The organism is Streptomyces sp. NPDC018019 (assembly GCF_044327805.1).
In the GTDB taxonomy this organism is placed as follows: Bacteria; Actinomycetota; Actinomycetes; order Streptomycetales; family Streptomycetaceae; genus Streptomyces.
In genome coordinates, this window is sequence record NZ_JBIRGD010000006.1 from 118323 (window position 1) to 137847 (window position 19525).

The window sequence follows — 19525 nt, forward strand, 5'->3', positions numbered from 1 at the left end:
CCGGTCGCTACTCGCCCGTCGCCCCGTCGATCCGCTCGCGCAGCAGGTCCGCGTGCCCGTTGTGCCGCGCGTACTCCTCGATCATGTGGACGTACACCCACCGGAGGCTGATCGTCCGGCCGTCCGCCATGGTGAAGGTGTCGTCCAGGCCGCGGTGCGCCACCGCCTGGTCGGCGGCGTCGATCTCGGCGCGCAGCGCGGCGAACGCGGCCTCGGCCTGGGCGGTGTCGAGCACCTCGAAGTCCGCGTCCGGCCGGTCCTCGGTGAAGTACAGGTCCCCGATCTTCTGGCCCGCGACCCGCTGCCGGAACCAGGACCGTTCCACGTCCGCCATGTGCCGGACCAGGCCGAGCAGCGTGAGGTTCGACGGCTCGGCGCTCGGCCGGACGAGCTGCTCCGGGGTGAGCCCGGCGCACTTGCCGAGCAGGGTGTCGCGGTGCCGGTCCAGCCAGCCTTGCAGCATTGCGCGTTCGTCCGCCACGTACGGCTCGGTACGGCGGTCCACCTGGGGTGCGATCCATGTCATGCGGGAGAGTGTCCCCCGGCGTGATCGGGGGACGCCACGGGTTAATCCCGCAGCGTGCCCGGGACTTCGCGGTGTCAGTGATCGCAGATCGGGTCGTACGGGACATCGGGTAGCAGCTCGCGCCAGCGCGCGGGACCGGTCCTGCCCACCAGCGGGCAGATGCGCCCGGCCACCCGGCCCGCGTCCAGGTCCCACAGGCGCACCGCACCGTCCGCGCCGGTGCTCGCCAGTGTCCGGCCGTCCGGCGCATAGGCCACCGACCACACCACGTCGGTGTGCCCGGTCAGCGTGGCGGCCTGCGTACGGGCGGCGGTGTCCCAGATCCGTACGGTGCCGTCGAAGCCGACCGTGGCCAACCGCCGTCCGCGCGGCGCGAAGGCGATGCCCCGCACCGACCCGGTGTGGCCGCGCAGCACCCCGGCGCCCCGCTGCCGGCGCACGTCCCACAAACGCACCGTCCGGTCGTTGCCCGCCGAGGCGAGCGTGTGCCCGTCCGCGCTGAAGGCGACCGCCCACACCGCGCCCGTGTGCCCGCGCAGCACGGCGGTCTGCCGGTGCGTGACGACGTCCCACAGCCGTACCGTGCGGTCGTCGCTCGCGCTGGCCAGCAGCCGCCCGTCCGGGCTGAACGCCACCCCGTTGACGAAGTCGCCGTGGCCGGACAGCACGGTGGAGCGGCCCCGCGCGAGGTCCCACAGCCGAACCGTGCCGTCCTCGCTCGCCCCGGCCAGCAGCCGCCCGGCGGGCGAGAAGGCGACCGCGAACACCGAACCGCGCGGACCGGTCAGGACCTTCCCGCGCACACCGCTCGCCGCGTCCCACAGCCGTACGGTCCCGTCCGCGCCGGCGGTGGCGAACGTCCGGCCGTCCCGGCTGTGCGCCAGCCCCCGCACCGGCCCGTGGTGGGCGCGCAGCGGCGGCCCCAGCTGCGTACGGGTGCGCACGTCCCACCGCTGGACCGTGCCGTCGACGCCCGCGGCGGCCAGCCGCCGTCCGCCGGGCGCGAAGGCGACGGCGGAACGGCCGGACACCGGCCGGGCGGTCAGCGCGGCGCCCGCCGGGTCCCACAGGGCGATCGTCCGGTCGAAGCTGCCGGTGGCCAGCGTGTGGCCGTCCGGGGAGAAGGCGACGGCGAGCACGTAGTCGCTGTGCCCGGTGAAGGCGGCCACGGTACGGCGGGTGGCGACCTCCCACAGGCGGGCCGAGCCGTCGCCGGACGCGGACGCGAGGGTGTCGCCGTCGGGGCTGAAGGCCAGCGCGTTGATGTCGTCGTTGTGGCCGGTGAGCCGGGCGGTGACGGTCATCCGGCGGGTGTCGTAGAGCGTCACCGTCCGGTCCGTGCCGCCGACGGCCAGCGTCGCGCTGTCCGGGCTGAAGGCCACGGCCACCGCGCCGTTGCCGTGTCCGGAGCGGTCGGCGAGGACGGTGGGGGAGCCGGGACGGCCGGTGGCGGACAGGGCGCTGCCGGCGGCGGACGCGGTCAGCGCCGGCGGCAGCCGCCAGACCCGGACCCGGCCGTTGCCGTCCCCGCGGGCGAGCAGCCGGCCGTCCGGGCTGAACGCCACCTTGCCGGTCGCGGCGCCCCCGCGGCCGGGCAGCCGGGCCATCGGCCGCATCCGGGGCGCGTCCCACAGGGTCACACTTCCGCCGGGGCCGGTGGCCGCGAGGACGTCACCGTGGACGCCCGCCGGACCGCCCCGCCCGGCGGGCGCGAAGGCCACCTCGCCGCCCGGCCCCTCGCCGGGCACGGTGGCGGCGGGAGCGCGGCGGCCGGGGTCCCGGACCCGTACCGAACCGTCCGCGGCGCCCGCGGCCAGGAGGCGGCCGTCCGGGGAGAAGGCGACGCCACGGATGCGCGAGGCGCCGGACGTGAGCGCGGTGACCGGCGGGCGGCGGGTGCGCGGGTCCCACAGCCGGACCGTGCCGTCCGAACCGCCGCCCGCCAGCAGCCGGCCGTCCGGGCTGAACGCGGCGGCGTTGACGGGCCCCTGATGGCCGGTCAGGCGCCCGGCGAACGGCCGGGCCTGGGTGCTGAGCAGCGCGCTGCGCGAGACGGGGGAGGGGCGCAGCCGGTACGCCTCGGCGGCGAGCAGTATGGCCGCCTCGGGCTGCCCGGCGGCCACCTGCCCCGACCGGGCGGCCAGTTCACCGGCGTACGCGTCACGGCGCCCGGCCTCCGCCGTACGCCACTGCTGGACGGCCAGCACCCCCGCGCACACGGCGAGCACGAGCAGCACGGCGAGGATGCCCGCGAGCCTGCGGCGGCGCCGCACTCGGCGGCGTTCGGCGCGCGCCGCGGCCACCTCGCGCGCTTCCGACGCGTGCAGGAACTCCGCCTCCAGCGGGCTCAGACCGGCGCTCTCCCCCTGCTGCGCGGCCCACTCGCGGGCCACCGCCAGGCGCGTGCCCCGGTAGAGCGCCGCGGCGTCCCGCCCCTCCCGCTTCCAGGCCCCGGCCGCCTCCGAGAGCCGCTGGTGGACGACGAGCCCGGCCCGGTCGGCGCGGATCCAGCCGCGCAGCCGGGGCCAGGCCCGCAGCAGCGCCTCGTGGGTGATCTCGACGGTGTCCGCGTCGAGGGTCAGCAGCCGGGCCCGGACGAAGACGTCGATCACGGCGGCGGTCTTCTCCGGGTCCGGCAGATGCTCCAGCAGGCGGTCGTGCGGTACCCGGCGGCGGGTCTCGCCCGCGATCTCGCCGACCTGGACCAGCCGCAGCAGCACCTGCCGCGCGGTGCGCCGCTCCGCCGGGTCCAGTCCGGCGTGCACCCGCTCGGCGGTGGTGGCGACGGCGCCGTGCAGGCCGCCGGTCAGGCGGTAGCCGGCGACGGTGAGGGTCCGGCCGGTGCGCTGCTGCCAGGTGGCGAGCAGGGCGTGCGCCAGCAGGGGCAGCGTGCCCCCGGCCACCGGCTCGTCGTCCCCGTGGATGCCCAGGTCGGACAGGAGCAGCTCTTCGAGCCCCGCCTCCAGTTCCAGCGCGGCTTCCCGCGCGGGCCGGGTGATCGCCGCGCGGACTTCCCGTACGGACATCGGCCGCAGCGCGAAGACCCCGGCGGACAGGGCCGGGGCGAGCGCGGGGTGGTCCAGGCACTGGCCGTAGAAGTCGGCGCGGACACCGAGGACCACCGCGCACGGGGCGTCCCCGGCCGCCGCGCACAGTGCCGTGACGAAGGCGCGCCGCTCGCGGGAGTCCTCGCAGGCGGTGAAGACCTCTTCGAACTGGTCGACGACGAGGACCAGGCGGGGACGGGGGCCGAGGGCGGCGCGGACGGCGGCGGAGCACCGTTCGGGAGCCCCGGCCAGCTCCTCGGCGGCAGCGGCCACGGAGGCGGAGTCCGCGGGCTGCGCCGCCGGCCCGGGCAGGGTGCCCGCCAGGTCGGCCAGCGCCGTGGCCAGTTCGGTGAGCGGGTGCGCGCCGGGCGTCAGGACGCGGACCGGCCAGTGCCGGGAGCCGGGCAGGGCACCGGCGCGCAGGGCGGGCAGCAGGCCGGCCCGCAGCAGCGAGGACTTGCCGGCGCCGGACGGGGCCGCCACGACGAGCGGGCCCGGGGCCTCCAGGCGCTCGGCGAGGCGGCCGACCAGGGCGGCGGTGGCGCGTTCCCGGCCGAAGAACCAGGGGGCGTCCTCGGCGGTGTAGGCGGCCAGTCCCGGGTACGGGCAGCGGTCGCCGGGCGTGCGGGCGGACAGCAGCCGGGTGAGCGCACCGTCGGCGGCCAGGGCCGCGTCGCAGCGGCGGGCGACGTCCGCGGTCGGCGGCTTCTCACCGTTCTCGATCTTGCTGAGATAGCCCTTGCTGTAGTGCACCAGCTGGGCCAGGGTGCGGAGGGAGACCTCCTTCTCCCGCCGCAGCCGCCGCAGCGCCTCCCCGAACTCCTCCGGCATCCAGCCCCCCACGCCTCGTGCGGGCGGCCGGGCTCCCCGGCCGCCCGCACCGCGCCGGTGATGCTACGCACAGGAGTTCCGGCCCGGCCGGTGAGCGCGCGAGAAGCACCGAAAGGGGTGAAACGGGGGTTTCCGGTAGGCGGGCGCACGGCGCGCGCGATGGGGAACGCTCCCCGTGCGGCGCCCCGCCGATCCGGCCCCCGGAGGGTGTTGACCTGCCCTCTCGGCCCGGATAGCTTCGCTCTACGGATTGTTGATTCCGCAAAGCGGAAAGCCTGGGGACCGGGCGTGGAGCAGCTGGGAGGGTGCCGGATGGGGCAGCACGAGACGGTGGCGACGAGCCTCGCGCACACCGTACGCGAGGAGATCGGGGCCGCTCTCGCGGACGTCGACGCGGACCTCGCGCGGCGCTACCCGGGCGACCCCGGCACCCGGCAGCCGGTCCACACGGTCTACGTCCCCGGCGACGTCTGCACGGCGGACACCGTCCGCGAGTGGGGCGACGCCGCCCTCGCCGCGCTCGACGAACACGCGCCGGACGCCGAGGCGTTCGCCGGCGTCCTGGGCCTCCCGGACGCCCTCGCCGGGCCGGTGTACGAGCGGGTCCGCGCCAAGCTGGAGCGCGAGCCCGTCGAGGACCTGCGCATCGACTTCGAGGACGGCTACGGGCCGCGCCCGGACGCCGAGGAGGACGCCGCCGCCGCCCGCGCCGCGGAACTCGTCGCGGCCGCCTACCGGGACGGCACCGCCCCGCCCTGCATGGGCATCCGCATGAAGTGCATGGAGGCCGCCGTCCGCGACCGCGGCATCCGCACCCTCGACATCTTCCTCACCGGCCTGATGGCGGCCGGCGGCCTCCCCGACGGCCTGGTCCTGACCCTGCCCAAGGTCAGCTACGCCGAGCAGGTCGCCGCGATGGCGCGCCTGCTGGAGGCGTTCGAGAAGACGCACGGACTGCCGGCCGGCCGGATCGGGTTCGAGATCCAGATCGAGACCACCCAGTCGATCCTGGGCGCGGACGGCCGCGCCACCGTCGCCCGGATGATCGAGGCCGCCGGGGGCCGGGCCACCTCGCTGCACTACGGCACCTTCGACTACAGCGCCTCCTGCGGCGTCAGCGCCGCCCACCAGGCGCCCGACCACCCGGCGGCCGACCACGCCAAGGCCGTGATGCAGGTCGCCGCCGCCGGCACCGGCGTACGCCTGTCCGACGGCTCGACCAACGTCCTGCCGGTCGGCGCGACCATCCGCGTCCACGACGCCTGGCGGCTGCACCACGACCTGGTGACCCGCTCGCTGGCCCGCGCCTACTACCAGGGCTGGGACATGCACCCGGCCCACCTGCCCACCCGCTACGCCGCCGTCTACGCGTTCTACCGCGGAGGTCTGGAGCAGGCCGCCGCCCGGCTGGCCGCGTACGTGTCCAAGGCGGGCGGCGACGTACTGGACGAGCCCGCCACCGCCAAGGCGCTCAGCGGCTTCCTGCTGCGCGGCCTGGACTGCGGCGCCGTGGACCCGGCCGAGGTCGCCCGGCTGGCCGGGCTCACCCGCGCCGACCTGGACGGCCTGGCGGGCCGCCCGGCGCCGACCGCCTGACGGCCCGTCACCAGCGGCGTACGAACACGTCGTACGCCGCGTCGGTGCCCCCGGGCACCGGATCGGCCGCGTCCGAACCGAACGCCACCGCCCGGCCCTCCGCGTCGGCCGACCCGCCGGCCGTCCTCACTGACCGCCTTCGCCTCCGCTGGGCGGTCGGCGGGGAACTGCCGTGCGTCAGATCCACCACGGCCGCACACGCCGCACCGGTTCCGACGACCGCGCCACCGGCCTCGACAAGGCCGGAAAACAGCAAAGGCAAGGAGTCACCCACTCCTTGCCACTCTCAACATATAGCGCACAGGGGGGCTTGCGGCAAGGCCCCGGTCGTGGCGCACAATCGCTCGCCGAGGCCAGAACCTGCGGGAATGGGAGATAAGCGAAGTACGTGTGGTGTTGTCGGTGTATGGGGTGGGCGGTGATGGCGGGCCGGCGGGGGGACCCGCGCCGCGGTCGCACACCTCAGGCGCCACGGCCCGGACGTACGCGCGACAGGACCCCGCGGGTGCGGCCCAGGATCGGAGCTGACGCCATGCATTCCCTGACCACCAGCGTGTTCGACCTTCCCGCCCGCCTGTCCGCCAAGGCCGACCCGAAGCTGACGGCGGCCGACGAACGGCACTTCGCGGCCATCGCGGAGAGCCTGGACCGGACGATCACCGAACTGTCCGACCGCCTCGACGCCGAACTCAAGGCACCCGGCGGCACCGGCCGGCAGGCCATGGACCGCGACGCGGAGGTCCACCGGCTGACCGGACGGCTGCGCGCCCTGCGCCGCTACGGCCTCGACCTGTGCCTCGGCCGCATGGTCGGCGAGGACGGCACCGAGCCCGTGTACGTCGGACGGCTCGGCCTCACCGACAGCACGGGCCGCCGGCTGCTGGTCGACTGGCGCTCACCCGCCGCCGAGCCGTTCTTCGGCGCCACCCACGCCGACCCGATGGGGCTCACGAGCCGCCGCAGGTACCGCTGGACCGGCGGCCGGATCAGCGACTACTGGGACGAGGTGTTCACCGCCGAGGGGCTGGACGGGCACGCCGCGCTGGACGACCACTCCGCCTTCATCGCCAGCCTGGGCGGCAACCGCTCGGCACGGATGCGGGACGTGCTCGGCACCATCCAGGCCGACCAGGACGCCGTCATCCGGGCGGGATCCCGCGGCGCCCTCGTCGTGGACGGCGGCCCGGGCACGGGCAAGACCGTCGTCGCCCTGCACCGCTCCGCCTATCTGCTCTACTCGGACCCCCGCGTCGGGCACCGCCGCGGCGGAGTGCTGTTCGTCGGCCCGCACCGGCCCTACCTGGCCTACGTCGACGACGTCCTGCCCAGCCTCGGCGAGGAAGGCGTACAGACCTGCGTCATACGGGACCTCGTCGCCGAGGGAGCCGGGGCGGCGGCCGAGAGCGACCCGGAGGTGGCCCGCCTGAAGTCGTCCGCGGACATGGTGAAGGCCATCGAGAAGGCCGTCGGCATCTATGAAGAGCCGCCCACCGGGGGGATGACGGTCTCGACCGCCTGGGGCGACGTCCGGCTGAGCGCCGACGACTGGGCCGAGGCGTTCGAGGCGCCGGACCCCGGCACGCCGCACAACGAGGCGCGCGAGCGGATCTGGGAAGAGATCGTCGCGATCCTGCTGGACAAGCTCGACGGCGACGTGCCAGCCCACGACTTCCAGCGGTCCCTGCGGTACGACGAGGAACTGGTCACCGCCCTGCACCGTGCGTGGCCGCTGCTCGAAGCCGCCGACCTGGTCTCGGACCTGTGGACGGTCCCCGCCTACCTGCGGCTGTGCGCCCCCTGGCTCAGCACCGACGAGGTGCGCAGGCTCCAGCGCAAGGACGCGCCCCAGGCCTGGACGGTGTCCGACCTGCCGCTCCTGGACGCGGCGCGGCAGCGCCTCGGCGACCCGGAGGCGGCCCGGACCAGGCGCCGGCACGCGGCCGTGCTCGCCGCGCAGCGCGAGCGCATGACGCAGGTCGTCGACAACCTGATGGACGCCGCGTCCGCCTCCGGCGCCGACCTCGACGAGGGCGAGGGCCTGGTGACGATGTTGCGCGGCCAGGACGCCCAGGTCAGCCTGGTCGACGAGGCCGAACTGACCACCGCCGGACCGGACCGGCTGGCCGGCCCGTTCGCGCACATCGTGGTGGACGAGGCCCAGGAACTGACCGACGCCGAGTGGCAGATGCTGCTGCTCCGCTGCCCGTCCCGGAGCTTCACCATCGTCGGGGACCGCGCCCAGGCCCGGCACGGCTTCACCGAGTCGTGGCGGGACCGGCTCGAACGGATCGGGCTGGACCGGATCGAGGTGGCCTCCCTGAACGTCAACTACCGCACCCCGGAAGAAGTCATGGCGGAGGCGGAGCCGGCCATCCGGTCCGCACTCCCGGACGCCAACGTGCCGGTCTCCATCCGCCACAGCGGCATCCCGGTCGTCCACGGCCCGGCCACCGACCGGGACACGATCCTCGACAACTGGCTCGCCACCCACGACGACGGCATCGCCTGCGTCATCGGCGACCCCACCTTCCGGGCAACGCCGCGCGTCCGGTCACTGTCCCCGGAACTGGCGAAGGGACTGGAATTCGACCTGGTCGTCCTCGTCGACCCGGACGACTTCGGCAACGGCGTCCAGGGGGCGGTGGACCGGTACGTGGCGATGTCCCGGGCGACGCAGCAGTTGGTTGTTCTGACGAGTCAGACGCCATTTCGTATGGCGCGTAGGCACCTCGGGTCGCATCTGGGACCAACTGCCGCCCGCGGCCCGGCTGCCGACGACTCCACCGCCGCCACGAACGCACACCCGGTCACTGACCTTCACCGCCACCGTGGCAACCTCCATCCGTTGCACGTCGGCAGGGAATCCGCGTCTCTGCCTGTGTGACAAACGCCGGCATGCGAATCGCGCTTTCACTCGCCGGCCCGCTCGGTGACGAGGGCGCGGAATGCCTCCAGATCGCCGATAACCCCCTCCGCGAGGTCGGGCTGCTGGTACAGGTTGTAGTAGCGGTCGCCGACCGTATCGGGGTCCGGCACCGGGGCGCCCGGGGGGATCGCGGAGGCGAGCGTCACCGCGTGGATGCCCCGAGGGCGGAGCTCGGCGTGCAGGACGTGCGCTCAGCAGCGCCAGGGACCGTCGCCTGCTCGCCGAGCAACCCTTCCCGCCTTCCCGGTGGATCTGCAACCCGTGAAGTAGCGATGACAGCCGGGCGTTGACGACCTGCGCGCTGTGCTCGACCCGCCCCTAGCGGGCCGTACCGCCGGTTCCGGTCTGGGGGCGGCTGACGGGCGCCACCCCCTCAGGTCTTCCCTTTGCCCAGCTCTACGCCTGTCGCTGCCGGCTCGGTCACACCGTCGCCCGCCACCACGAGCAGGGCGCTCTCGATAGCCTGGCGGAGGTAGGGCCGCGCGTCGCCCCTGTCGGCCTTTTCGAGCAGCACCGGGAGAAACTCGGAATCCGGGGTAACCGTTCACCTCGGCATCCCTCGTCGCCCACACCTGCGACCAGACGGCGATCGCCATTTCGTGGCAGGACCTGGCCTTTTGGGTGCCGTGAGCGGCGTCTTCGCCGAGGGCTGCCCGCGTGAGGATCGCCATACGGTGTCCCAGGGCCAGGAAGAAAGTTTCCCTGGAGTCCGAGTTCAGGATCTCCAGAATTCGGTCTCGGACATTCATCGTTTCTTGCTCCGTCGCCCAGATTTCTTCATCCGCCCGGACACGCCGTGGCGCTCAGCCCGGATCCACCGGCTTGTTGCCCGTAGCAAGGCACTTCCGAGGTGCGACCTTCCCCTGCCGCGGCGGCGGTCATCCGCGTTCGGTGCTCCGAACCTGTTCGCGTGTGGCGGGCTCTCGCGTACGGCGGGCTGGAGCCGGTGGTGCGGCTGGCCGGCCGGTGCGGTCTGTCCGCGCTGGTCGGGGAGACGAACCCTGATGCGGCTGAAGGGGTGGACTATCCGTTGTGTGCTTAGAGCTCGGTCGCCGGCGTCTGTCGGGTGGCCGCCCACGACGCCAGGAGCGCCAGGTTGTCAGCGGTCGGCGTGCCCGCGGGGGCGGTGTAGACGTTGAGGTGCAGGCCGGGTTCGGCGGGCAGTTCCATGGACTCGACGTCCAAGTCGAGCCGGCCCACGATCGGATGGTGCACCCGCTTGCGTCCGGACCGGTGCAGCCGCACGTCCTGAGACGCCCACCGCTGCCGGAACAGCTCACTGCACGTTGACAGTTCGCCCACCAGGGCGATCAGCTCCTCGTCGTGCGGATTGCGGCCGGCTTCCATGCGTAGCTTCGCGGCCGCGTCACCGGCAATGTGGTCGTAGTCGACAAAGAAACCCCTGGCCGCCTCGGGGTTCAGATAGACGAACCGCGTCGTGTTCGCGGGCCGTCGCGGGTCGGCCAGCACCGGCGAAAACAGCGCGCGGGCGAGTTGATTCATGGCGAGCACGTCATAACGTCCGTTACAGATCCAGGCCGGCGCATCGGAGATCGCGTCGAGCACCTGCCGCAGTGTCGAGCGCACCGTTACGGCAGGCCTGTGCCGATGTGGGCCGCCGGGCGCCCTGGACCGGCGCGCGAGGCGGAACAGATGCTCGCGCTCGGCCTCGTCGAGTTGCAAGGCAGAGGCCAACGCGTCGAGCACGCCATCGGAGGCACCTGCGAGGCTGCCGCGCTCCATGCGCACGTAGTAGTCGACCGACACCCCCGCCAGTAGCGCTACTTCCTCGCGACGCAGACCTTTGACCCGACGATTGCCGCCGTAAGCGGGCAGGCCCGCCTGCTCGGGTGTGATGTGGGCGCGACGCGAGTTGAGAAACTCCCGGATTTCGGTGCGTAGATCCATCGCGGCCATCCCCTCACCGTAAGCCCGTGCCGCAGTCTACGGGGTACCTGTTGCGGTCGTCGCGATGCCGCCGTCCACCGGGATGATGGTGCCCGTGAGGTACGATCCGGCCCGGCTGGCGAGAAACACGGCGATACCCGCCATGTCTTCGTCGCGGCCGAGCCGGCGCAGAGGGGCCGCCGCCGCGATCGTGTCGCCGATGGCATCGAGCGTGGACGCCATCATCTGTGACGGGAACACTCCCGGTGCTACCGCGTTCACCGTGACGTGCTGGGGGCCCAGCTCTCTGGCAAGCACTCTGGTGAGTTGATGGAGTGCCGCTTTGCTGCTGGCATACGAATAGTTGGGCGACTGGGCGACGTGGATGGCGGCGATACTGCCGATGTTGATGATCCGCGCGGGATCACCGGCGGTGCCCGCCCTGCGAAGTGCGGGAAGCAGCGCCTGCACCAGCCAGAACGGCGACTTGAGGTTGAGGTCGATCACTGCGTCCCAGGCCTCGTCCGGGAACGTCGCCAGCGGCTCGCGCCACATCGCTCCCGCGTTGTTGACGAGGATGTCCAGGCGCTCCGAGTCGACCTTGACAAGATCAGCGAGGCGCTGACACTCGTCGTGCCTGGACAGGTCGGCGGGAATTGCTCGGACGTCACCGAATTCGGACAGCAGATGCTGTGCTTTCGCGCACGCGTCTGCCTTGCGTGAGCTGATGACAACGCGGGCGCCCGCCTGGAGAAGGCCGCGCGCTATCATCATCCCAATGCCCTTGGTGCCGCCAGTGACAAGGGCGTACTTCCCGCTCAGATCGAAAAGGTCTGTGCGAGTGGTGAATTGGGTGTCCGCCATTGATCTCCGTCCCTTTTGCCGTGGAACAATGCGCCGACACGTCCATGGAGTGTTGTCGGCGCTTTCGTCTCAACCAGGTTGACAGGCGTTTTGGATGTCTGGGAGACCCTGGTGATCCAGGTACTGTCAGAACCCCCTTGCCTGGTGCGCTGAGTCCGGATCACCCGGCCCGATGCCCGTGGGTGGTTCTTCCAGAAACGAAGGAGTGCCTTGCGACCTGGGATGATGGGGGTTTCTCTAGGACCACATCAGGCACGCTCGGCAAGACTTCCGAGATGCGGTCTTCCCATGCCGCGGCGGCGGTCTCATCCGCGTTCGAAGACCGAACCTGCTCGCGTACGGCGGGCTGGAGCCGGTGGTGTGGTCTGCCCGCGCTGGTTGGGGGCACGTCCGGCTGCCCGCCTCGAAGGACGGCACCGGCGCCTTCCCTGCGGCGAAACCGATGTCGCCGGCGGGCGGCATGGCCGCGGACGTCGACAGCATCGGCGGCATGGACCGGCTGCGGCACGGTGCGATGGGCCGCCTGTTCTCCGGAGTGCGGGCCCCGTCCACGCCGGGGGTCGTTCCTGCGCTCCTTCACTCACGGGCATGTGAGACAACTGCACGCCGCGGCCCGCCGGTTCCTGCACGGACCGGCCCGTGACACCCCGCTGCTGCCCGGCGCGGACCAGGCCGCATACGCGGACATCGCCGCCACCATCCGCCGCATCCACGGCTACGCCGAACAGGGCGCCGGCTACGGATACCGCAAGGTCAAGGGCCCGAATGGACTGCTCGGCGTCGTCTCCACACCCCTGTCCGCCCCGTGATCGCCGCCACCAGGCTGCGCAAGGACCCTCGAACTCCGCGCGCGGGGCGGCCGAGTTCGTCGCTGCTCTTCGACACCCGGCGCTACCACGCCGCGTTCACCGGCTCCCCGCTCGTCCTGAGGGATGCCGAGCGTGATCACCGCCGGCACGCTGTCGTCGAACAGGTGATCGCCGATGTCAAGAACAGCGGCTTCGCCTACGCGCCGTCCGGTCGTTTCCGGGCCAATGCCGCGTGGTTTGCCCTGGCGGCCCTGGCACACAACCTGACCCGCGCCGCCGGCACCCTGGCCTCCGCGTTCCCTGCCAGGGCGACCACCGCCACCATCCGTGCCCGCCCGCCTGGCACGCTCCGCCCGCCGCCTCACCTTGCACCGGCCCGAACCCTGGCCCTGGAGCACAGACCAGCGGCCACCCCATGCCCGAATCCGCAAATCAGCCCCAACACGGCCTGCACGTCCCCGAAACGACGAACCGCGAATCAAGCCGGTGGATCCGGGCTCAGGCGTCCGCGGCCGGCGGCAGTTCCCCCGAGCCGCGGGGGATGAGGCGGGTGGGGATCTCCTCGCGGCGGGGCGGGCCGTCGGCGCCGTCGAGGCGGTGGAAGAGCAGGGTGGCGGCGGTGCGGCCGAGCTGTGCGGCGTCCTGTGCGACGACCGTGATCGCGGGGGACACCAGGTCGGCCAGTTCGAAGTCGTCGAAGCCGACCAGGGCGACCGGGCGCGGGCGTTCGGCGAGCACCCGGACCGCGGTGACCGTCACCCGGTTGTTCCCCGCGAACAGCGCGGTGACCGGCCGCGGCCCGTCGAGCATGGCGGTGGCCGCGAAGCGCACCCGGTCCGGCGCGGTCGAGCCGAGGGACACCCACGACTCGTCGACGGCCAGCCCCGCCCCCGCCATCGCGGCGCGGTAGCCGCGCAGCCGCTCGGCGGCGGTGTGGATACGCGGCTGGTCGCCGATGAAGCCGATGCTGCGGTGGCCGTGTGCGATCAGGTGCGCCACCGCGTCGCGGGCGCCGCCGAAGCTGTCGGAGAGCACCGTGTCCGCCTCGATCCGGCCCGCCGGACGGTCCACGAAGACGGTCGCCACGCCTGCCGCGATCTCCGGCTCCAGATACCGGTGGTCGTCCGCGGCCGGGATGATCACCAGACCGTCCACCCGGCGCGCGCACAGCGCGAGCACCAGCTCCTGCTCGCGCGCGGGGTCCTCGGCGCTGGACCCGTTGATCAGCAGCGCGCCGTGGTCCCGGGCGACCTCCTCGACGGCGCGGTTCAGCGGCCCGTAGAAGGGGTCGGCGAGGTCTTCCAGGACGAGGCCGATGCTGGCGGTGCGGCCCTTGCGCAGGATGCGCGCGGAGTCGTTGCGGCGGAAGCCGAGGGCGGTGATGGCGTCCTGGACGCGGCGTTCGGTGTCGGGGGTGACGCCGGGTTCGCCGTTGACCACCCGGGACACCGTCTTCAGGCCGACCCCGGCGCGGGCCGCGACATCCTTCATCGTGGGCCGGCTGCCGTAGCGGCGGGAGGTGCCCCGGGCGGTGTCGGTCACGGTGCGCGGTCCTGATTCTGTCGGCTGCGGTGGGGTGCCGGCGCGGGCGCGGCGGCCGGCCCTGGTGCGGCCACGGCTCCGGTCTCGCTCCGGCTGTTGCTGATGAGACGGGCGGGGCGGGTGTGGCGGTTCCCGGTCCGGTGCGCCGATGATGGACACGGCGTGACCGAGCGGCCGGTGCGTGGGGCCGGCCGGGCGGTACCGCCCGGCGGTACCGCGCACCGGTGCGCGGTACGGCCTTGAGCATAACCCCTGGACAACGTTGTCAACCGCGACGAGACTGGCGTACCCGTGCCGGGCCCACACCCCCCGGCCCCGCGCCCACCAGGAGATTCGACACCGATGCAGACGGACCTCAGCGCAGCGCTGGACATCGGCGGCACCAAGATCGCCGGAGCGCTGGTGGACGAGCGCGGCAGACTGCTCGTCCGCACCACCCGGCCCACCCCCGCCGATCAGGACGGCGCCGCCGTGCTGCGCGCCCTGGCCGAAGTGGTGGCGGAGCTGACCGCGTGCCCCGAGTGGACCAGGGTGGCGGCCGTCGGCATCGGCAGCGCGGGGCCGGTGGACGCCCGGCGCGGCACCGTCAGCCCGGTCAACATCCCCGGCTGGCGGGACTTCCCGGTCGTCGCGGAGGTGCGGGCGCTGGTGGGCGCGCTCCCGGTCGTCCTGGTGGGCGACGGCGCGGCCATGACCGCCGCCGAGCACTGGCAGGGCGCCGCGCGCGGCTATGCGAACGCCCTGTGCATGGTGGTCTCCACGGGCGTCGGCGGCGGCCTGGTCCTGAACGGTCAGCTGCACCCCGGCCCCACCGGCAACGCCGGGCACATCGGCCACATCAGCGTGGATCTCGACGGCGACCCGTGCCCGTGCGGCGCCCGCGGCTGCGTCGAACGCATCGCCAGCGGCCCCAACATCGCCCGCCGCGCCCTGGAGAACGGCTGGCGGCCCGGCCCCGACGGGGACACCGGCGCCGCCGCCGTGGCCGCCGCGGCCCGCGCCGGCGACCCGGTGGCCCGCCACTCGTTCGAGCGGGCCGCGCAGGCCCTGGCCGCCGGCATCGCGGCCACCGCCGCCCTCGTCGAGATCGAGATCGCGGTGATCGGCGGCGGTGTGGCGGGCGCCGGCGACACGCTCTTCGTCCCCCTCCGCCGCGCCCTGCGCGACTACGCGACACTGTCCTTCGTCCGCGGCATCACCGTCGTACCGGCGCAGATGGGGACGGACGCCGGTGTGGTGGGCGCCGCGGCGGCCGCCGCACAACAGTCCCGTCTCGATGCCTTCGCCCCCACGGCCTGAGCCGTCCGCCGGACCCCGGACGCCTCTAGGCTGTTGCCGACCATGACCGGGGTCGAGCGGCGCGAACGGGGCGAGTAGGCGTGGACGGTGTGGACGAGCCGGGTGACGTGGGCGGCGGCGCCCCTGGCGCAGGCGCGGGCGGCGGGGAGCTGACCGGGCGGCTGCTCGGCGGGCGCTACCGGGTCACCGGGCAGATCGGGCGCGGCGGCATGGGGGTCGTCTGCCGGGCCGTGGACGAGGTGCTGGGCCGGGAGGTCGCCGTCAAGGTGCTGCGGGCCTACACCGACGCGTCCGCGCCGGAGCTGGCCGATCTGCGCACCCGGATGCAGCGCGAGGCGCGGGCGGCGGCCCGGATCCGGCACTCCGGCGTGGTCACCGTGCACGACGTGATCGACGAGGACGGGCGGCCGGTCATCGTCATGGAGCTGGTCGACGGGCCGTCGCTGGACGACGCCCTGGACCGGTACGGCGCCATCGGCCCGCGCGAGATCGCCGCCATCGGCGCCAAGGTGATGGACGCGCTGGACGCCGCCCACCAGGTGGGCGTGCTGCACCGGGACGTCAAGCCCGGCAACATCCTGCTGGCGGGCTGGGCGCGGCGGGCGGGCCGTCCGGACGCCGGGGTGGGGCGCGTGGTGCTCACCGACTTCGGCATCGCCAGCATCGAGGCGCCGGACGACGGGAACACCACCCATCTGACCCGCAGCGGCGAACTGGTCGGCTCGCTCGACTACCTGCCGCCGGAGCGGGCCCAGGGACAGCCGCCCTCGCCCGCCTCGGACATCTGGTCGCTGGGCATGACGCTGTACGCGGCGGTGGAGGGCGGCGGCGCGCCGTTCCGCCGTACCTCGGTGTGGTCGACCCTGACGGCAATCGTCTCCGAACCGCTGCCCGAGCCGCGCCGCGCCGGGCCGCTGACCCCCGTCCTGCACGCGCTGATGGCCAAGGACCCGGCCGCCCGGCCGAGCGCGGCCGAGGCGCGGGCGATGCTGGCGGCGGTGGCCGACGGGCGGGACACGACGCGGCTGGGCGCCGCGCGGACGCCGACCGCACCCGATGTCCTGGCCGCACCGCCGCCTCCGCCGCCCGGCGCCGGAAGCGGAGCCGGGGGCGCCGTCGCCGCGTCCACGGGGCCGGTCGGCGGTCCGGCGCCCGCCGGGCCGGTGCCCCCGGGCGACCTGGGGGAGCGGGAGACCAGCACCGTACCGGCCGGGGCGGCGGCCGCGCGTCCGGCCGGGCGCGGGCGCCGTAACACCGTGCTCGCCGCCGCCGTGGCCGCCGTGCTGCTGGCGGGCGGGGGAGTGACGTACGCCCTGATGGACCGTGATTCCGGCCGTACGGTCGCCGGGCATCCGCCCACCTCCGCACCGGAGGAGCAGGCCGCGTCGCGGCCCGGCGCGTCGGGCGCTCCGAAGGAGACCAAGGGAACCGGGGACGCCAAGCCCGGCGGGAAGGCGACCGGGGACGGCCCGGGGAAGGAGAGCGCGGCGCCCGCCACCTCCGGCAAGCCGTCGCCGGGCACCGCGTCCGGCAAGCCCGGGCCGGGCGATGGCAGCAGCCCCGCCGAGGGAGCGACCGGCGGTACGGGCGGCTCCGCGTCCGGCGGGGCCACCACGGGCGGCGGCACTCCGGGCGGCACCGGCGGCGACCCCGGGCCCACCTCGTGCGCGCCCATCGGCGGCGGCAAGGTCAACTGCCAGGTGTGGCGCGCCGCCGCCTCGTACACCGGCTCCTTCCAGCGCGTCGGCACGCTGAACGCGGGCACCAACTACTTCTACTGCCAGGCGGACCTGGGCCGCCGCGAGACCTACGGCAGGTGGACGAACACCTGGTGGGCGAAGACGGACGACGACAGCGGCAACTCCGGGGTGTACGTCAGCGTCGTCTACGTCAAGGGCGGCCGGAACGACGCGCCGGTCCCCGGTCTGCCGACGTGCTGACCCGGGCCGGGCGGGCCCGGACACCGCGGACCGGGCGGACCGTGCGGCCCGCCCGGCCGGTGTGCGGTGCGGCGTCCGGCCGCGTCAGCAGGTGAACTTGGCGTCCGCCCAGTCGGCGTGGTCGTAGTAGAAGCCGTCACCGGCGTCCTGGACGACCAGCCGTACGGTGTTCGCGCCGGAGACCGCGGCGCCGACGGCCTTCGCCGGGTCCTTGCCGGTCAGCGTGCCGCTCTCGGCGACCCGCTGCCCGTCGGCCCACACCTCGAAGGTGACCGTTCCCTGGTCGCCCGTCTCGTCGTCCACGCCGGCCTGCGCGCTGAACGCCGAGCACCGCCCGCCGGTGTAGTACGTGATCTCGCTGGGCGCGTGGGCGCCGAGCCCCTTGGCGAACGGCACGCCGCCGATGCTGATCGGCGTCCCGTCACCGGCCTGGGGCCCGCCGACGCTCCGGTCCCGTTCCACCGGACCGTACCCGTTGGTGGCGGTGACCCAGGCCAGGTCGCTGGCGTACGAGGTGCCGGCGGGCGGCGCCTGGACGGCGTGGACCGGGATCGCCAGCGTCTGGGTGACCTGCTGCCCGCGCGGTGAGCGGTACTCGGTGGTGAGCGTCAGCTCGTACGGGCCGGGCCTGGTCCCCGCGAGAGGGGAGATCTTCCAGGCGGTGGCCAGCTCCTTGCCCGCGGGCAGGACCCGGGTCCCGGTGGGTGTGACCGGCTCGACGCGCCAGCCCTGCGGGCCCTTGAGCCCGACCTCGACGTCCAGTGCGGGCGTCCGGCCCAGGTTGCGGGTGAGGGTGGCGACCCGGGCCTCCTTGCCGACCTCGACCGGGTCGACACCGTCCGCGCCGCTGTCGAGGGCCGGCGGGTACTGCGGCCACTGGCGGTCGGCGGAGACCCGGTAGACCAGCGTGCCGTGCGCCGGCACGGTTGCGGCGATCTCTCCCGCGGTGTGGGTGTTCTCGTGCTTCCACAGGTCGCGCAGCCGGTATCCGCTCGCCTGCGGCAGGCCCGCCTCCTTGGCCGTCGTGCTGATGCGCTGCGGCCGGTCGGTCTCGTTGAACAGGGCCACCGCCCGGTCGCCGTCGGCCAGCGGCTTGCTCAGCACCCAGCGGCCGCCCTCGGACTTCAGCACCTGGGCCTGCTTGCCCAGCGGGTCCTGGTCGAGCGCGATGACCTCCTTGTTGCCGAGGATGTCGAACGTCGCCTGCGAGGCCTTGCGCAGGTCGGTGCCGATCAGCAGCGGCGCGGCCATCATCGACCACAGCGAGAAGTGGCTGCGGTACTCGGTGTCCGTCATGCCGCCGTTGCCGACCTCCAGCATGTCCGGGTCGTTCCAGTGACCGGGACCGGCGTACGGGGCCAGCGGCGCGTTCCGCTTGAAGATCGAGACCATGCTGTCCCACACGTCACTGATGTCACCGGTGGTGCGCCACAGGTGCCCGACGTCCGCCGCCCACTCCCACGGCTTGTTCTCGCCCCACTCGCAAATGCTGTAGACGATGGGGCGGCCCGTCGCCTTCAGGGCGTCGCGCATGGTGATGTAGCGCTTCTTGGCGTCCACCCCCTGGTTGTTGCAGTTGTCGTATTTCAGGTAGTCCACTCCCCAGTCGGCGAATTGCTGCGCGTCGGAGTACTCATGGCCCAGCGCGCCGGGCATCGCCTGGGCGCACGTCCTGGTGCCGGCACTGGTGTAGATGCCGAACTTGAGCCCCTTGGAGTGGACATAGTCGGCCAGGGCCTTGATGCCGTTGGGGAAACGCGTGGTGTCCGGGACCAGTTTGCCGTTCGCGTCCCGCTCCTTCTGGGCCCAGCAGTCGTCGAGGTTGACGTACTCGTAGCCCGCGGCCTTCAGGCCCTTCGCGACGAAGATGTCGGCGATTCCCTTGATCATCGCCTCGTTGAAGTCGGCGCCGCAGTGCGTCGAGTTCCAGTTGTTGAAGCCCATGGGAGGCGTCCTGGCCAGGCCGTCGGGCAGCCGCGGGGCGGCGGACGCGGCTGCTCCGGGGCCGGGCCGCGCGGCGGGCGGTCCGGCGGCGCCGTCCGTACGGGCCGCGGCCGGCAGGGCCGTCACCCCGGTCGCGCACAGGAATGCCGCGGAGAGCGCTCCGACGACTCTTCGCCGGGCGCGCCGGGTGGTGAGGGGGGCGTGCGGGTGCATGATGCGCGTCCTCCGTTCTCGGAGAGAGCAGTGAAGTCATGTACCGGTCAATAGCGAGTGTTTACGGTAAGCCTTGTTGGACTGTGTTGGAAGGCAGTGGG

13 protein-coding genes and 1 pseudogene are annotated in these 19525 nt (G+C 73.8%); 5 read left to right on the forward strand and 9 right to left on the reverse strand.

Features of this window, described 5'->3' with window-relative positions; translation table 11 throughout:
- Positions 1-7: 7 nt before the first annotated feature.
- Positions 8-526, reverse strand: coding sequence for a DinB family protein (locus ACH4FX_RS12790; protein ID WP_398478043.1), 519 nt, complete (start codon positions 524-526; stop codon positions 8-10).
- Between the two features lie 74 nt (positions 527-600).
- Positions 601-4404, reverse strand: coding sequence for a helix-turn-helix domain-containing protein (locus tag ACH4FX_RS12795; protein WP_398478045.1), 3804 nt, complete (start codon positions 4402-4404; stop codon positions 601-603).
- A gap of 312 nt (positions 4405-4716) precedes the next feature.
- On the opposite strand from ACH4FX_RS12795, the gene ACH4FX_RS12800 reads away from it, so the two are divergent.
- The gene (locus ACH4FX_RS12800) at positions 4717-6000 is read left to right on the forward strand and encodes a DUF6986 family protein (protein ID WP_398478047.1); all 1284 of its coding nucleotides are present in this window, start codon (positions 4717-4719) and stop codon (positions 5998-6000) included.
- A gap of 7 nt (positions 6001-6007) precedes the next feature.
- On the opposite strand, the gene ACH4FX_RS12805 is transcribed toward ACH4FX_RS12800, so the two are convergent.
- Positions 6008-6130, reverse strand: coding sequence for a hypothetical protein (locus ACH4FX_RS12805; RefSeq protein ID WP_398478049.1), 123 nt, complete (start codon positions 6128-6130; stop codon positions 6008-6010).
- Between the two features lie 402 nt (positions 6131-6532).
- On the opposite strand from ACH4FX_RS12805, the gene helR reads away from it, so the two are divergent.
- Positions 6533-8884: an RNA polymerase recycling motor ATPase HelR gene (gene helR / locus ACH4FX_RS12810; protein WP_398478051.1), complete on the forward strand. Its 2352-nt coding sequence runs from the start codon at positions 6533-6535 to the stop codon at positions 8882-8884.
- A 26-nt stretch (positions 8885-8910) separates the two neighbouring features.
- Here helR and ACH4FX_RS12815 read toward each other — a convergent pair whose 3' ends face one another.
- From ACH4FX_RS12815 to ACH4FX_RS12830, 4 genes are all read right to left on the reverse strand, one after another.
- The gene (locus ACH4FX_RS12815) at positions 8911-9072 is read right to left on the reverse strand and encodes a hypothetical protein (protein ID WP_398478053.1); all 162 of its coding nucleotides are present in this window, start codon (positions 9070-9072) and stop codon (positions 8911-8913) included.
- A 227-nt stretch (positions 9073-9299) separates the two neighbouring features.
- Positions 9300-9440, reverse strand: a complete 141-nt coding sequence (locus ACH4FX_RS12820; protein WP_398478055.1) for a hypothetical protein — start codon at positions 9438-9440, stop codon at positions 9300-9302.
- A gap of 524 nt (positions 9441-9964) precedes the next feature.
- Entirely contained in the window at positions 9965-10843 is an 879-nt protein-coding gene (locus tag ACH4FX_RS12825) for a helix-turn-helix transcriptional regulator (protein ID WP_398478057.1), read from the reverse strand.
- A gap of 27 nt (positions 10844-10870) precedes the next feature.
- Positions 10871-11677, reverse strand: a complete 807-nt coding sequence (locus ACH4FX_RS12830) for an SDR family oxidoreductase (RefSeq protein ID WP_398478059.1) — start codon at positions 11675-11677, stop codon at positions 10871-10873.
- 275 nt (positions 11678-11952) lie between these two features.
- Here ACH4FX_RS12830 and ACH4FX_RS12835 point away from each other — a divergent pair.
- Positions 11953-12885: pseudogene (locus ACH4FX_RS12835) on the forward strand (hypothetical protein); the annotation flags it as partial.
- A 99-nt stretch (positions 12886-12984) separates the two neighbouring features.
- Here the strand turns inward: ACH4FX_RS12835 and ACH4FX_RS12840 are convergent.
- Positions 12985-14028 carry a LacI family DNA-binding transcriptional regulator gene (locus tag ACH4FX_RS12840; RefSeq protein WP_398478061.1) on the reverse strand — a complete coding sequence of 348 codons (1044 nt, stop codon included), beginning with the start codon at positions 14026-14028 and terminating at the stop codon, positions 12985-12987.
- 342 nt (positions 14029-14370) lie between these two features.
- Here ACH4FX_RS12840 and ACH4FX_RS12845 point away from each other — a divergent pair, with 342 nt between their 5' ends.
- Positions 14371-15327 carry an ROK family protein gene (locus ACH4FX_RS12845; protein ID WP_398478063.1) on the forward strand — a complete coding sequence of 319 codons (957 nt, stop codon included), beginning with the start codon at positions 14371-14373 and terminating at the stop codon, positions 15325-15327.
- 89 nt (positions 15328-15416) lie between these two features.
- Positions 15417-17267 (forward strand): serine/threonine-protein kinase, encoded by a 1851-nt coding sequence (locus tag ACH4FX_RS12850; protein ID WP_398478411.1) that lies wholly within the window; start codon positions 15417-15419, stop codon positions 17265-17267.
- An 84-nt stretch (positions 17268-17351) separates the two neighbouring features.
- On the opposite strand, the gene ACH4FX_RS12855 is transcribed toward ACH4FX_RS12850, so the two are convergent.
- Positions 17352-19424: an NPCBM/NEW2 domain-containing protein gene (locus ACH4FX_RS12855; RefSeq protein WP_398478065.1), complete on the reverse strand. Its 2073-nt coding sequence runs from the start codon at positions 19422-19424 to the stop codon at positions 17352-17354.
- Positions 19425-19525: the final 101 nt, after the last annotated feature.